Origin of the sequence: Azospirillum sp. INR13 (assembly GCF_015390205.1) — a bacterium.
Classification (GTDB): Bacteria; Pseudomonadota; Alphaproteobacteria; order Azospirillales; family Azospirillaceae; genus Azospirillum.
The window spans coordinates 342,323-357,417 of record NZ_VUOI01000001.1 but is presented as its reverse complement, the minus strand read 5'-3'; the positions used below and the strand labels follow the sequence as shown (position 1 = coordinate 357,417).

The 15,095-nt window shown below is 66.5% G+C and carries 12 protein-coding genes and 1 tRNA gene; 9 read left to right on the top strand and 4 right to left on the bottom strand.

The genetic code is table 11. The annotated features are described in order from the left end of the window. Positions 1 to 66: 66 nt before the first annotated feature. From F1643_RS01760 to F1643_RS01745, 4 genes are all read left to right on the top strand, one after another. Positions 67 to 3,093 carry a type I restriction endonuclease subunit R gene (locus F1643_RS01760; protein ID WP_194910062.1) on the top strand — a complete coding sequence of 1,009 codons (3,027 nt, stop codon included), beginning with the start codon at positions 67 to 69 and terminating at the stop codon, positions 3,091 to 3,093. 3 nt (positions 3,094 to 3,096) lie between these two features. Beyond that, positions 3,097 to 3,837 (top strand): M48 family metallopeptidase, encoded by a 741-nt coding sequence (locus tag F1643_RS01755; protein WP_194910061.1) that lies wholly within the window; start codon positions 3,097 to 3,099, stop codon positions 3,835 to 3,837. Further along, positions 3,837 to 4,169, top strand: coding sequence for a winged helix-turn-helix domain-containing protein (locus tag F1643_RS01750; protein WP_194910060.1), 333 nt, complete (start codon positions 3,837 to 3,839; stop codon positions 4,167 to 4,169). Before F1643_RS01755 ends, F1643_RS01750 begins: the two co-directional genes overlap by 1 nt. Before the next feature lie 266 nt (positions 4,170 to 4,435). Next, positions 4,436 to 4,936 (top strand): hypothetical protein, encoded by a 501-nt coding sequence (locus F1643_RS01745; RefSeq protein ID WP_194910059.1) that lies wholly within the window; start codon positions 4,436 to 4,438, stop codon positions 4,934 to 4,936. A 277-nt stretch (positions 4,937 to 5,213) separates the two neighbouring features. Here the strand turns inward: F1643_RS01745 and F1643_RS01740 are convergent, their stop codons facing one another. Together F1643_RS01740 and F1643_RS01735 are read right to left on the bottom strand one after the other, a co-directional pair. Next, on the bottom strand, positions 5,214 to 6,755 hold the full coding sequence (locus F1643_RS01740) for a site-specific integrase (RefSeq protein WP_194910055.1): 1,542 nt from the start codon (positions 6,753 to 6,755) through the stop codon (positions 5,214 to 5,216). A gap of 176 nt (positions 6,756 to 6,931) precedes the next feature. Beyond that, positions 6,932 to 7,007: transfer RNA gene (locus F1643_RS01735), tRNA-Ala, on the bottom strand. Between the two features lie 295 nt (positions 7,008 to 7,302). On the opposite strand from F1643_RS01735, the gene F1643_RS01730 reads away from it, so the two are divergent. From F1643_RS01730 to F1643_RS01715, 4 genes are read left to right on the top strand one after another with little or no spacing between them, the layout of a single operon-like run. Continuing rightward, positions 7,303 to 7,587 carry a YggT family protein gene (locus F1643_RS01730; protein WP_149223829.1) on the top strand — a complete coding sequence of 95 codons (285 nt, stop codon included), beginning with the start codon at positions 7,303 to 7,305 and terminating at the stop codon, positions 7,585 to 7,587. A gap of 2 nt (positions 7,588 to 7,589) precedes the next feature. After that, positions 7,590 to 7,931 (top strand): DUF167 family protein, encoded by a 342-nt coding sequence (locus F1643_RS01725; RefSeq protein WP_188092305.1) that lies wholly within the window; start codon positions 7,590 to 7,592, stop codon positions 7,929 to 7,931. Between the two features lies 1 nt (position 7,932). After that, positions 7,933 to 8,850: a bifunctional methylenetetrahydrofolate dehydrogenase/methenyltetrahydrofolate cyclohydrolase FolD gene (folD, locus tag F1643_RS01720; protein ID WP_194910053.1), complete on the top strand. Its 918-nt coding sequence runs from the start codon at positions 7,933 to 7,935 to the stop codon at positions 8,848 to 8,850. Further along, a complete protein-coding gene (locus tag F1643_RS01715) occupies positions 8,847 to 9,842 on the top strand; it encodes a magnesium transporter CorA family protein (RefSeq protein ID WP_194910051.1) in 996 nt (331 codons plus the stop codon). Before folD ends, F1643_RS01715 begins: the two co-directional genes overlap by 4 nt. Positions 9,843 to 10,205: 363 nt before the next feature. Here F1643_RS01715 and F1643_RS01710 read toward each other — a convergent pair whose 3' ends face one another. Then, on the bottom strand, positions 10,206 to 12,902 hold the full coding sequence (locus tag F1643_RS01710; RefSeq protein ID WP_194910050.1) for a bifunctional acetate--CoA ligase family protein/GNAT family N-acetyltransferase: 2,697 nt from the start codon (positions 12,900 to 12,902) through the stop codon (positions 10,206 to 10,208). A 267-nt stretch (positions 12,903 to 13,169) separates the two neighbouring features. On the opposite strand from F1643_RS01710, the gene F1643_RS01705 reads away from it, so the two are divergent. After that, positions 13,170 to 14,120 carry an L-lactate dehydrogenase gene (locus tag F1643_RS01705; protein WP_194910048.1) on the top strand — a complete coding sequence of 317 codons (951 nt, stop codon included), beginning with the start codon at positions 13,170 to 13,172 and terminating at the stop codon, positions 14,118 to 14,120. Between the two features lie 2 nt (positions 14,121 to 14,122). Here the strand turns inward: F1643_RS01705 and F1643_RS01700 are convergent, their stop codons facing one another. After that, positions 14,123 to 15,058 (bottom strand): LysR family transcriptional regulator, encoded by a 936-nt coding sequence (locus F1643_RS01700; RefSeq protein ID WP_255542289.1) that lies wholly within the window; start codon positions 15,056 to 15,058, stop codon positions 14,123 to 14,125. Positions 15,059 to 15,095: the final 37 nt, after the last annotated feature.

The following is a 15,095-nucleotide window of genomic DNA, read 5'->3' as shown; positions in this document are numbered from 1 at the left end:
GTCAAGACGTATCGTAACATGTTACGCTGCGCATCGGGATGGGACGGCATCCCGCCGGGGGAGCATATGGCGCCGACTGGCATGGAATGGCACCTCGCCGAACGACCAACCATCGCCTGCCTTGAGGCCATGGGCTACCGCTTCGTCCCGCCGGAGGAGCATGCCGACCTGCGGGACGGCGAGAACCAAGTGCTGTTCCGCCCCCACCTGATCGAGGCCATCCAGCGGATCAACGGCGTCTCCCTGGCCGACGCCCAGGCCGCCTACGCCGACCTCGTGTCGGTCGCCGACAACGAAATGTGGCTCAAAAAGCTCCGCGGCGATTTCAGCCGGCCGGTGCAGGGGGAAGTGACGCGGCGGACCCTGCGGGTGGTCGATTTCGCCAACCCGGCCAACAACCGGCTGACCGTCACCCGCCAGTTCCGCGTCAAGGCCGAACGGACCCGGATTCCCGATGTGGTGATTCACCTGAACGGCATCCCGGTGGTGGTGATCGAGTGCAAGAGCCCGATCAACCACAAGGACAAGACCGGCGAGGCGTTCGACCAGATCCGGCAGTATGAGCGGGACATCCCCCGGTTGTTCCTATCCAATGTCTTCAACCTCGTCACCGACGGCACCAACTGCCTCTACGGCTCCACCGGCAGCCCGTCGAAGTTCTACGCGGCGTGGCGGGACCCGTGGCCCCGCCGGGAGTCCGACTTCACCGACGTGTTGTCCAAGGGGCTGTGGTGCCTGCTGGAGCCGTCCCGCCTGCTCGACCTGATCGCCCACTTCGTGGTCTTCGAGAAGACCGAGGAGGGCATCGTCAAGAAGATGTGCCGCTACCAGCAGTTCCGGGCGGTCAACAAGATCGTCGAACGGGTGGTGGAGAACCGGCATCGCCGGGGGCTGGTGTGGCACACCCAGGGGTCGGGCAAGTCGTTGACCATGGCCTTCGCCGCCCTGAAGCTGAAGACCCACCGGACGGTGGACTCGCCCGAACTGACCAACCCCAACATCCTGGTGCTGACTGACCGCGTGGATCTGCACACCCAGATCAGCAAGACCTTCACCAATTGCGGCCTGCCGAACCCGACGGACATCGGCAGCGTCCGGGAGTTGCGGGATCTGATGGATGGCCGCACCGACGGGCTGACGGCCCTCTCGACCATTTTCAAGTTCCAGGGGTCGGAAGAGGCGGTCGCGAACTCCGCCACCTGGATCGTCATGGTGGACGAGGCCCACCGCACCCAGGAAAAGGACCTCGGGGCCTTCCTGCGGAAGACTCTGCCCGACGCCCGCTTCTTCGGCTTCACCGGCACGCCGATCAAGAAGGACGACAAGGACACCTACGCCAACTTCGGCGTGGTCGGGGAGGGCTATCTCGACAAGTACGGCATCGACGACGCCGTGGCCGACGGGGCGACGGTGCCGATCTACTACACCGGCCGCAAGACCGACTGGCACATCGACGATGCCAAGATCGACATCCTGTTCGACCAGTGGTTCGCCGACCTGCCCGACGACAAGCTGGCGGAACTGAAGAAGCGGGGCGTGACGGTCGCCGATCTGGTCAAGCACCCGAAGCGGATCGACCTGATCGCCTACGACATCTGGACCCACTTCAAGGAATACGCCCGCCCCGACGGCTTCAAGGCCCAGATCGTCGCCTTCGACCGCGAGGCGGTCATCCTCTACAAGCGGGCCTTGGACGTTGTCATCGCCGCCGATCTGGTGGCCGAGGGCATGCCCGCCGAGGACGCCCAGGCGATGGCGGCGGACATGTCGGCCTGTGTCTACTCGTCATCGCAGGAGGACGGGAAGCCGAGCGAGGACGCGTACACCCAATCGATCCGCGACGACCTTGTCGCCCACTATCTGGACGACAAGGCCGAGATCGATGTGAAGAAGGCGTTCGGCAAGAAGGGCGTCCGGCCGGATTTCCTGATCGTCTGCGACAAGCTGCTGACCGGGTTCGACGCTCCCGCCGAATCCGTGATGTATCTCGACAAGCCGCTGAAGGAGCACGGCCTGCTCCAGGCCATCGCCCGCACCAACCGGGTCGCCGACGCCCGCAAACGGAACGGGCTGATCGTCGATTACATCGGCGTGTCCGCTCATCTGGACAAGGCTCTGGCCTCCTACCGGGCCGACGATGTCCGCAACGCCATGCGGGATCTGGACGACCTCCGCAATCAGCTTCGGGCCGCCCACGCCGCGGTGCTCCACATGATGAAGGGGGTGAAGCGGGCCGGCGGGCGACTGGACAAGGACAGCCTGAAGGCCGAGTTCGACCAGCTTGTCGCCCGGCTGAAACCCGACGAGACCCAGTGGATCGAGTTCCGCAAGGCGGCCCGCGAGTTCATCGGCCTGTACGAGGCCGTCAGCCCCGACCCCTGCGTGCTGGAGTTCACCGCCGACCTGAAATGGGTGGCCCTGTTCCTCCAGTACGCCACCCAGGCCATCGAGAAGCGGGAGGCGTTCGACCAGCGGTCCTACAGCCGCAAGATCCGCGACATGCTGGAACGCCACCTCGACGCCACCGGGCTGAGCGTGACGGTGAAGCTCCGCCACATCACCGACCCGGAGTTCTGGGAGGACTTCAAGGTCGAGGGCAAGACGGAGGACGACCTCAAGACGGCGGCGATCCGCAAGACCACCGAACTCCGCAAGGTCGTCTACGAGCGGCTGGGCCAGAACGCCCACCAGTACGGCAAATTCTCCGACCGGCTGCGGGAGTTGCTGGAGAAGCTGGAGGGTGCCCAGCTTTCCTGGGCCGACACCCTGAAGATGGCGGAGGACCTCGCCAAGGACCTGGAAGCCGAGGCGACCGCCCATGAGGACGCCGGAATGTCGCAGGGGGCCTATGGCGTCCTCCAGGTCCTCCTGGCCTTCGACGCCGGTGAAGGAGCGGACGGGCTGGCGGAGCGGATCGCCGCCCTCTACGAGGATGATGCGACCGCCCCGCGACTGTGGCAGGAGAAGGAGGGGCTGCGGCGGTCGCTGCGGCAGCAGGTCCGCGGCTTGGCCCACGAATTCGGCCTGGGGACCCTCAAGGAGGTCTCCGAACAGGTCGAGGACTTCGCCCTCAAGCAGTTCGCCAAGGTCTGATCCATGCCCATGCTGACGGTCGGGAGCGTCGAGATCCCCTATGTCCTGCGTCGCTCCGACGCGGCGACGCGGGCACGCATCACCGTCACCCCGGACAGCGTCGAGGTGGTCGTGCCCACCGCCGCCACCGAGGACGAGATTGCCGGCGTGCTCCACCGCCGCAGGGCATGGCTGTACGAGCAGACCCGCCACATGGCCGAGCGGATGGCCCGCTCCAATGCCGTCCGGCGGTTCGTCAGCGGAGCCAAGATCCCCTACCGCGGCCGGCTCATGCGGCTGCGGGTCGAGCCGTGCGACGACACGCTGGTGAGCGTCGCCTACCGCAACGGCTTCCTGGTCGGTTGCCCGCGGTCCGTGGCTCTCGCCTCCCACGACGACCTGATCGAGTCGGCCTTGCGGCTGTGGCTGAGGAAGCGGCTCCGCCAGGATGTCGCCGACCTCGTCCGCCGGCACGGCGAGCCGAACGGGCTGAAGCCGAAGGATGTCCGGGTCAAGGACCAGAAGCATGTCTGGGGAAGCTGCGGGATCGACCGCGTCGTAAACCTGAACTGGCAGTTGGTCTTCGCCCACCGGACGGTGCTGGAATACGCGGTGGTCCATGAACTCTGCCACCTGCGGCACCGCACCCACGACCGGGCCTTCTGGGGGCTGGTCGGAACCATCCTGCCGGACTGGGAGGCCAGGAAGGCGTGGCTGGACCAGAACGAGCATTTCCTGACGTTGCGACGCGTGGAGCCGACCTGATGGCCATTCCCGATTTCCAGACCCTGATGCTCCCCGTCCTGAAGGCTGCCGCCGGGGGTGGCGAGGTCCGCATCGGCGATGTGGTGGACCAGCTTGCCGACGTGTTCGCCCTGACCGACGAGGAGCGAGCCCAGCTTCTGCCTTCGGGGCGGCAGACGACCTTTGCCAACCGGGTCCATTGGGCGAAGAGCTACCTGACCAAAGCCGGGCTGGTGGACCTCACCCGGCGGGCACATTTCCGCATCACGCCGACCGGCCGGGACGTGCTGAACTCGCCGCCGGAGCGGATCACCATTCAAATCCCGAGCTTTAAGGGATTCGTGCGACGGTGAGGCCGAAAACGGCCGAGGCTTCCGACGTTCCCGAGGTCGTATTGCCGATTGCCGAGAGTCCCCTGACCCCCGATAGGGTGATGGGGCAGGCTCACCTTCGTATTGAGGCGTTGTTGGCGGAGGGAAGTCCTCCAGCGGATTCAGTCTGCCAGACAGCGAGCGGCCTGCGTAGCACTGGATTGCCAACATGCTCGGGCCAGCCCCAACCGAATTCAGTTGACCCAGTCCGTTTCAGTGCTGTAGATCTGAAGCACTGAAACGGACTGATGGATACTGCTGTGTCGAGCAACGGAACGGTCGGGATCAACCTCCCCGCAGACCTCTACGCCGAGTTTATCCTCCGCAAAGGCGAGAGCGTGGACGTGACCTCGTGGATCATCAGCGTGATCAAAGATTACCTGGAGAGGACAAAGCACGATGAATATTGGTGCGATTCCTACAAAGAGCGGATCGCTGATGATCTGCTGAGGGATGTAAACCTCTTCGGAGACCCAAAGTATGGGTACCAGTGGTCCACGCTCTTCCTGCCGAATGGCACGAGAATACGTATGCAGTATAAGGGGGCGTACCACTATGCAGTCGTCTCCAATGAGAAGATAGTTGTCATGGAGAACGAGTCTCCCCTCTTTGAGGGGCACTACTCACCATCGGAATTCGCATCGCAAGTTGCTAACAACACGCAGCGGAATGCATGGCGGGATCTTTGGATCAAGCGTCCAATGGATCGGGACTGGACTCTGGCGGATGAACTCCGCCGCCAACAATAAAGGGGGCAGGCCATGGCCAGCAACTTCGAGTTCACCACCCATGCCACTGCTCGTGCCCGCCAACGAGGCCTTCGAGAGGACGACCTTCGTGCCATTTTGGAGTACGGCACCGCGACGGCCGAGGGCATCATCCTGCTGGAACGGGACGTGCGGAGATATGAGCAGCAGGTCCGAAAGGAGTTGTCGCGACTGCATGCTCTGATAGGCGGCTTTGTGGCTACCAGTGGGGAAGCGGCAACGACGGCCTTCCGTACCACAAAGCGACAGCGGCGGCGGTTTATCGAACATGCCCGAGGTTCCCGAAAGCCGAGGAGCCGACATCCTTGGGACTGATCAGGTGTCTGAGGTCGAGTTCTGGGTAGCTGACCTTGGTGATAGCCTCCAGCAGGGTTGATGCCCGGAACCCTCGACCATAGAACTCGGCACTTTCAGAGCCCATGTCGCCGTTATCGCCAGCCCAACCGCCAAGAGCCAAGGCAAGTTCACGATCAACCCGAGCTTCGCGAAGAGCATCCCGGAAATTATGGCGGAAGCTGTGGAAGCAAGTCCGGCCAGCCGACGCCCCTGCCTTTTGAAGGAACCGGCGGAACCACTTCGAAAAAACGTCGGAGTAGTATCCAGTTTTTGCTGGAAGTAGTTCCGGGAACAGTTTGGCATTCCTCTTTCGCCGCTGCTCGCTGACGTACGCCTCGAATCCCGCCGCGAGCAGCGTCGGATGGACTGGGATGACCCGCTCACTGCTGCCGGTCTTGAGCCGCTTATCGTCGGTTCCCTTGATCGCCTCGGCCGTGACCACGAAGCACAGGGTGCCGTCGATCACCCGGACATCCTCCGTGTTCATCTGGCAGATCTCATTGAGCCGCATGCCCGAAAACAAGCCGATCAACGGCACCCAGAAGCGTCCCCGTCGGGGACGGGCGTCTCCCGGCTTGGCGTAGCCGTAGTCGTCGTCCTGGCAACCGGTGTAGAGCGGGGCGGTGAAGATGGCTTGAAGCTGCTTCGGGGTGAACGGCTGCCGCTTGTCCTTGCGGTTGGTCGTGTCCACGACGCCAAGTCCCTTCGCTGGATTCCGGTCGATGAACCCCTCGTTGACCGCCCAGGTTAGGAGGGCGGACAGCTTCGTCATGTAGCCGTTCACAGTCGCGGGGCTGAGGCCGGACGCCTTACCGGCATCGCGTGTTTTCTGGGCGATTTCGCGGGCGGTCAGGTTCGGATACCGCTTGGTCGAGTTAGGCGGCAGCCACCGGAGGGTGTCCATGACCTCGCGGCAGGTCTCCCGGCCGATGTCGGACACCGGCGTGTCCTGGCCGATGATCTCGATCAGCAGCCCGAACACGGTCTCGTAGGCCAGGACCGTTTTTCCAGAGCGGATGACGCCGGGATCGGCCATGTAGGCGTCGTAGACCTGCTGGATGGTCTTCGCCTTGGCGGGTTCAGCGGTGGGCACCACCGCCTCTTTGGCGACCGGTTGGGCGGCCTGGAGTTTTTCGGCGATGCGGCTGGCCAGCAGGTCCAGGTCGATGTGGATGGCGGGGCCGGTGGGATCGGGCAGGACGGTGTTGGCCGTCACCGAGGGGACCAGCGGCGACGGGCAGGCCCTGTCGCACGCGGCGTGGGCCGGGTCGCTTCCGGTGCCCCCGCGAGCCGCATCGAACAGGCCCTCGATCTCGAAGGCCACTCGGCGAGCCTCCCGGATGGCGTCGGGGTAGTTGCTGGTCCTGAGGGAGCGGTTGATGTGCGTCCGGCCCAGAACCGCCTGGAGGTCGGCCGGAACCCGCGTCCGGAACTGCCAGACGGCTCCCCGCAGCCACAGCCCCATGGAACGCCGCTTGGGCGACAGGGATGTGCGACACCCAGGGCGGGCAGAAACGGCGGATTTTGAAGGGGATGGAGGCGATTCGGCCGACACCGTGTGCGACAGGGCTGTGTCACACACCGGGTCAGACGCCCCGTTCGGGGCGGATTTCCCAGCCAAATCAATGGGAACACAATTAATGGTGGAGCCGAGGAGGATCGAACTCCCGACCTACGCATTGCGAACGCGTCGCTCTCCCAGCTGAGCTACGGCCCCACACTCACACCGTGGCGTCTTCGTTGCCCCGGCGTGGCGCGGATATTGTCCATGACGGGGGGGGCTGTCAAGCGCTTGATTCAGAAAAAATGAAGCGTGGGCGCAATGGCCTGGGACCGACCCCTGCGTCGGCGGCGTACCGGTCTATGCACCGCAGGCCACCCGGCCTATCGGCGGGCCGCCGTACTGGACAGGTCTCTCCGCTTGTGCTTAGGGTGCCCGGAAAAGGCTGGCGCCCGCTTCGCAGTGCGTTGCGCGCGGCCATCCCAAAGAACCGCTATGGAGCTGGGCCGGCATGATCGCGCTGTATATGCTCATCAACACCATTCTGGACCTGTTCTTCTGGGTCCTCATCCTGTCGGCGATCCTCAGCTGGCTGGTGGCCTTCAACGTGGTGAACACGCGCAACCGCGCGGTCTATGTGATCGGCGACTTCCTGTATCGCATCACCGAACCGGTGCTGCGCCCGATCCGCCGCGTCCTGCCCAACATGGGCGGTCTGGATCTGTCGCCGATCGTGGTTCTGCTGGCGATCTCCTTCATCCAGAACCTGATGGCCCAGTACTGGCCGCGCTTCTGACCGTGGCGGCGTCCTCTCCGTTCGAAGCGGTGGCCGACGGCCTGCGGGTGGCCCTCCGGGTGACGCCCAAGGCGTCGCGCAACGCGGTGACCGGCACGGCCGAGACCGCCGGAGGCGGGAAGGTTCTCAAGCTGGCGGTCACGGCGGTGCCGGAAAACGGCAAAGCCAACGAGGCTGTCATAAAACTGTTGTCGAAGGCATGGAAACTGCCCAAGACCAGCCTGACGGTGGTGGCCGGCGCCACCGACCGGAACAAGATACTGCATGTGGCCGGTGACCCGGCGGCTCTCCTGCCGCGGCTGTCGGCCCTGATCGACGATGTGGGCACCGAGGGTGGAGAGTAGCATGGCGGACGCGAAGATCATCGACGGCAAGGCCTTTGCGGCCGGCTTGCGCGCGCGGGTGGCGGACGGTGTGGCGGCGCTGAAGGCCAGCCATGGCGTCACCCCCGGTCTGGCCGTCGTGCTGGTGGGCGAGGATCCGGCCAGCCAGGTCTATGTCCGCTCCAAGGAACGGGCCCTGGTCGAACTGGGCATGAACAGCTTCGACCATCACGAGCCGGCCGACATGGCCGAACCCGACCTGCTGGCCCTGATCGACCGCCTGAACGCCGATCCGGCCGTGCACGGAATCCTGGTCCAACTGCCGCTGCCCAGGCATATCGACAGCCAGAAGGTGCTGGCCCGCATCGTGCCGGAAAAGGACGCCGACGGCTTCCATGTGGTCAACGCCGGCCTGCTCGCCACCGGCCAGCCGGGCGCCATCGTGCCCTGCACGCCGCTGGGCAGCCTCCTGCTGATCCGCGACACGCTGGGCCGCGACCTGAAGGGCAAGCGCGCGCTGGTGCTGGGCCGCTCCAACATCGTCGGCAAGCCGATGGCGCAGCTCCTGCTGCAGGCCGACTGCACGGTAACGATGGCCCATTCCCGCACCGTGGATCTGCCGGAGGAATGCCGCCGCGCCGATATCCTGGTGGCGGCGGTCGGCCAGTCGGAAATGGTGCGCGGCGACTGGATCAAGCCCGGCGCCACCGTGATCGACGTCGGCATCAACCGCGTCGCGGCGGGGGAGCCCGGCAAGACCCGGCTGGTCGGCGACGTCGCCTTCGACGAGGCGGTGAAGGTCGCCGGCGCCATCACCCCGGTGCCCGGCGGTGTCGGCCCGATGACCATCGCCTGCCTGATGCTGAACACGCTTGCCGCCGCCTGCCGCGCCGCCGGCGCGCCGGTGCCGGCAGAGGCCATGATCGGGGCTGCCCTTTGATCACCGTCCATGCCCGTGCCGAAGACGGGCGGGTGGTGCGCCAGCCGCTCGAACTCGGCGAGGATTTGCCGGCCGGCGCGGTCTGGATCGACCTTTTGCGCCCGACGGAAGCGGAGCGTGCCCATGTCGGCGCGCTGACCGGCTGCGACCTGCCGACGCGCGAGGAGATGAAGGAGATCGAGGCCTCCAGCCAGCTCTATGTGGAAGGGGAGGGGATCTATATGACCTCTTCCATCATCTCGCGCGCGACCTCGCCCCATCCGGAGCAGGGCGAACTGACCTTCGTGCTGACCCCGCGTCACCTGATCACGCTGCGCTACACCGAACCGCTTCCGGTCATCACCTTCGCCGCCCGCTGCGTCCGCCAGCCGGAGCTGCTGGCGACGGGGGAGAGCGCGCTGTTCGGCCTGCTGGACGCGGTGATCGACCGGGTGGCCGACGTGCTGGAACTGGTCGGCGCCCGCATCGACGAGTTGTCGGCCCGCATCTTCGACGATTCGCTGGATGGCGGCGGCTTCGGCAAGGCGGCCAAGAAACCGGACGAACTGCAGGATGTGCTGCGCGGCATCGGCCGGGCCGGCGACCTGACCCACAAGGTGCGCGACAGCCTGGCCGGACTCGACCGGCTGGTGGTGTTCATGACCTCGGTCAGCGGCGGCCGGCTGAACAAGGAACAGAAGACCGCGCTGAAGACGATGACGCGCGACTTGCGCTCCCTGACCGAGCATGCCGGCTTCCTGGCGCACGAGGCGAACTTCCTGCTCGACGCCACGCTCGGTCTGATCAACATCGAGCAGAACGCCATCATCAAGATCTTCTCGGTCGTCTCGGTGGCACTGATGCCGCCGACCCTGATCGCATCCGCCTACGGCATGAATTTCAAGCATATGCCGGAACTGGAATGGAGTTTCGGCTATCCCATGGCCATCCTGCTGATGGTGCTGTCGGCCGTGGTCCCGCTCTGGTACTTCCGCCGGCGCGGCTGGCTATAAGTCAAGGATAAGCCACCGGCGCGCCTCACCGAGTTCGATGTCGGCGGGGTGCGCCCGCGACGGCGCGTCGCAGTTCCTTGAAGTCCCGATTTTGCGAGCGAAAGCGCTTCCGCAATACCTATGCGTGCGCCAGAGTGGCGGCGCGGACGGGATGGCGGACTGGCCGCCATCCCCGCCGCTTACGAGGAGTGAAGAGGATGATGCAAATCCTCAAGCTCCTGATCCTCGTGCTGGAGATCGTCAAGCGGCTGCTTGACCTCTACCGGTAAGGATCGGGCCGGCGGGCAGGGGAGAGGCGCCCCTGCCCGCCAAGCCTGATATTGCCTCATCCACGCTCGTAGTCAACCGCCGGTATAGGACGACTCACGCCGCCAGCCCGCCACCCAGTTCGATGCGGACCTCGACCACGCCGGGCTCGTCCAGGTTCTCCTTGCGGACGAAACCCAGGGCGCGGCACATGTTCAGCATGTTGGTGTTCTCGCGCAGAACCTCGCCATAGACTTCCCGAATGCCGCGCGAGCGGGCGTAATCGAGGATCTTGTTCATCAGGATATACCCCAGCCCCTGGCCCTTCATGTCCGACCGCACCATCACCGCATATTCGGCGCGGCGGTTGTCGGGGTCGGCGGTGATGCGAACCACGCCGTACATGATGGTGTCGCCGGTCTGCGGATCGGGACCGACGGCGATCAGCCCCATCTCGCGGTCGTAGTCGATCTGGGTCAGCCGCGCCGCCGCCTGGTGCGACAGCCGCTTCAGTGGCGCGAAGAAGCGCAGGCGCAAGTCTTCCGCCGTCTGGTTCTCCACCAGATGGTGCACCAGCGGCTCATCCTCCGGCAGGATCGGGCGGACGAAGAACTGGCGGCCGTCCTTGATGGTGATGCGGTCCTCCAGCGACTTGGGATATGGCCGGATCGCCAGCCGTGCCGCGCCGGCCAGCGTCGGCACGCCGACCTTGATGCGGGCGTCCAGCGCCATCACGCCGTTGGCGTCGGCCAGAAGCGGGTTGATGTCCATCTCCGCGATCTCGGGGAAATCGACGACCAACTGGCTGACTTTGTTAAGCGTCAGCGCCACCGCGTCGAGATCGACCGCCGCGCGCGAGCGGTAGCCCTGCAGCTGGCGATGGATGCGGGTCCGGCTCATCTGCTCGGCCGCCAGCTTCATGTTCAGCGGCGGCAGGGCCAGTGCGTAGTCCTCCACCACTTCCACGCCGATGCCGCCCTCGCCGAACAGCAGGACCGGGCCGAACATCTCGTTCTCGGTCATGCCGACGATCAGTTCGTAGGCGTCGGGGCTGACGGCCATCTCCTGCACGGTGAAGCCTTCGATCTTCGCCTCGGGCGCCAGTTCGGCGACGCGGGCGAGCATGGCCTCGGCCTCCGCCTTCACGTCCTCCGGGCTGGTTAGGCCGAGAGCCACGCCGCCGACGTCGGATTTGTGGGTGATGTCGTGCGACAGAATCTTCAGCGCGATCGGGCCGCCGATGACGCGGGCGGCGTTCCCCGCCTCCTCCGGCGTCTCGGCGACGCGGGTGTCGACCACCGGAATGCCGTAGGCGGCCAGCACGCGCTTGGCCTCATATTCGCTCAGCCACTCGCGCTTCTCGGCCATGGCGCGGGAGATCACCTTCTTCACGGTGATCTCGTCGGGCTGGAAATCCTCCGCCACCGATGGCGGGGTCTCCATCAGAAGCTGCTGGCTGCGGCGGTAGCGCACCAGATGCATGAAGGCGCGCACCGCGTCGGACGGGCCGTTGTAGGTCGGGATGCGGGCGTCTGCAAACAGCTTGCGCGCCTTCACCGCCGACTGGTCGCCGATCCAGCTGGTCAGCACCGGGTGGCGGCGCGCCTTGTTGGCCTGCACAGTCTCCGCCACCGCCTGGGCGATGGCCTCGCTGTCGGTCAGGGCGGACGGGCAGTGCAGGACCAGCACCGCGTCGTTGCCGGTGTCCTGCATCAGCGCGTTCAACGCATCGGCATAGCGCTTGGGCGTGGCGTCGGCCCCGATGCGCAGCGGATTGCGGAAGGGGGCGCCACCCGGCTGCGGACCCAGAGCCTTGGTCAGCGCCTCCTGCGTTTCCGGCGCCATCGCGGCGAGCTGGCCGCCGGCCTGGATCAGCTTGTCCGTGGCCATGACGCCCATGCCGCCGCCGTTGGTCAGGATCGCCAGCCGGTCGCCGGTGATCGGCACACCGGTGCCCAGCGTGCCGGCGGCGTCGAACAGTTCGGCCAGATCGTTCACCCGCAGCACGCCGGCGCGGCGGAACACCGCGTCATAGACCGCATCCGACACCGCCAAGGCGCCGGTGTGCGAGGCCGCGGCCTCCTGTGCCTCGTCGGAGCGGCCGGCCTTGATGACGATCACCGGCTTCTGGCGCGAGGCGGAGCGGGCGGCCGACATGAATTTGCGGGCCTGCGTGATGCTCTCGATATAGAGCAGGATGGCGCGCACCGTGACGTCGGAGGCCAGATAGTCCAGCAGGTCGCCGAAATCCACGTCGCCGCGGTCGCCCAGCGACACCAGATGCGAGAAGCCGATCCCGCGCGAGGTCGCCCAGTCGGCGACGGAGGTCAGCACCATCGAGCTTTGCGCCACCAGCGCCACGTCGCCCTTGCGGGGCGCCACCGGCGCGAAGCTGGCGTTCATGCCGCGGCCCGGCACCATGGCGCCCAGGCTGTTGGGGCCCAGCACCCGCATCAGATAGGGCTTCGCCGCGTCCAGCATCGCCTGGGTCTGGTCGGCGGACATGCCGTTGGTCATGACGATGGCGGCCTTGGTGCCGCGCTTGCCCAGCGCGTCGATGGTCGCCGCCACCGTATCGGGTGCCGTGCAGATGACGCCCAGGTCCGGCGTGATCGGCAGGCTGTCCACCGTCTTGTAGGTCAGCACCCCTTCCACCGCGCGCTCGGTCGCGTTGACCGGCATCACCGGTCCGTCGAATCCGGCCTGGAACAGGTTGCGGGCCACCACGGCCCCCACCGTGCCCGGCTTGCGGCTGGCGCCGATCAGGGCGATGGAGGCGGGCTTGAACAGCTTGTCGAGGTTGCGAACGGTCATGACCGGATCCGGTGCTGGGGTAGGGCGCCGGCCCCAGTCTGCCACGGGTCGCCGACGGTTTTGATGACGAACAGCGCCGGCCCGGACTTTCATCCCCGCCATTTGCTGCGCCGCAACATTACGGGCTGGTATGACCATTGGGCAAGGGGCGTTTCGTCGCGCCTATGCAAAACCGCCCAACTGACAGGATGCGCACTTGCGGCGGGACGCCGACCGTCGCCAAGCTGTCGACCCACCGGACGCCAACTTGCGCAAAGGAGCCTGTTCATGAAGGTCGGAATCGTCGGGGCGGGGTTCGTCGGCAGCACTGCGGCCTTCGCCATGGTGACCACCGGCGCCGCGAGCGAGGTCGTGCTGGTCGACATGAACGAGGCGCTGGCCCAAGCCCAGGCCCAGGACATCGCCCATGCCGTGCCCTTCACCCATGCGGTCACCGTCCGCGCCGGCTCCTATGCCGCGCTGGAGGGGGCGGGCGTGGTCGTGCTGTCGGCCGGCGTCGCCCAGAAGCCGGGGGAAACCCGGCTGGAGCTGCTGGAGCGCAACGCCAAGGTGTTCGGCGCCATCATTCCGGAGGTGCTGAAGGCCGCCCCCGACGCCGTCCTGCTGGTTGCCAGCAACCCGGTGGACGTGATGACGCAGATCGCGACGCGGATCAGCGGTCTGCCGCGCAACCGGGTCATCGGGTCGGGTACCGTTCTCGACACCGCGCGCTTTCGCGCCCTGCTGGCCGAGCAGTTGGCAGTCACCCCGCGGTCCGTCCATGCTCATGTCGTCGGCGAGCATGGCGACTCGGAGGTTCTGCTGTGGTCGAGCGCCACCGTCGCCGGCTTGCCTGTCGAGCAGGCGGCCGACCAGCTCCGCCGCAGCCTGACGGTGGAGGACCGCGCCGCCATCGACGAGGGGGTGCGCCGCGCCGCCTACCGCATCATCAACGGCAAGGGCCACACCGCCTTCGGCATCGCCGGCGGGCTGGCCCGGCTGGTGTCGGCCATCGGCGCCGACGAACGGATGGTGGCGACCTGCGCCATGCTGACCGACGATGTCTGCGGGGTGCCGCAGGTGGTGCTGTCCCTGCCGCGCGTCATCGGCGCCGGCGGCGTGCTCGACACCGTCCTGCCCAACCTGTCGGCGGAGGAGCAGGCGGCCCTGCGCCGCAGCGCCGAAATCCTGAAGGAGGCCGCCGACGGGGTGGAGCGCCGGATGGGCTGGAGCAGCTGACGCTACTTCACGTGATCCGCCAGGCCCGTCGCCAACCCGTCGAAGACGGCGCGGCAGCGGGGGGTGGAGCGCAGATCCTCGTGCATGGCGACCCACACCCCCATGGGCAACTCGAAGCGCTCGGTCAGCAGGCGGACCAGATCGGGGTTCCGCCGCGCCAGCGGGACCTGACAGATGCCGATGCCGAACCCGGCCTCAATCGCTGCCAGCTGCGCCAGATGGCTGTCGGTGCGCAGGGCGAAGCGGGGCAGGGTGAGGCCCGGCACGCGCTGCATCATCGCGCGGATGTCCGGCGTCTCGCGGTCGAAGCCGATCAGGCTGTGGCCGTCGAACTCCTCCAGGCTGCGTGGCGTGCCGTGGCGCTCCAGGTAGCGGCGGTGGGCGTGCAGACCCAGCGCGATGCTGCCGACCCGCCGCACCAGAAGCGCCTGCTGGTCGGGCTCCACCATCCGCACGGCGACATCGGCATCGCGTTGCAGCAGATTGTCGATGCCGTTGGACAGCACCAGCTCGACCTCCAGCGCCGGATGGCGGCTCCGAAGGCCGGCCAGGATCGCCGGCAGGATGCGGGCGCCCACCACCTCGCTGGCGGTGACCCGCACCGTGCCGCGTACCTCCGCTCCCCATCCTGACGCCGTGCGCCACAGGCTGGCCGCCGCCGCATCCAATGCCTCCGCCTGCGGACGCAAGGCCAGCGCCGCGTCGGTCGGATCAAGCCCGCGCGGAGAGCGCACGAACAGGGAGCCGCCGACCGCCTCCTCCAGCGCCGCGATATGGCGGGCGAGGGTGGGTTGCGTCAACCCCAGGGCGCGTGCCGCCGCAGACAGCGACCCTTCACGGATCACCGCAAGGAAACTGCGGTAGAGGTCCCAGCTGGGTGGTGGCGGGTTCATCGATTTCAGTATAGCAACCCGCCACAGTTCGACAATTCCGTTCATCCGATCCCCGGCCCATCCTTCCGCCGTCATGAAGCGA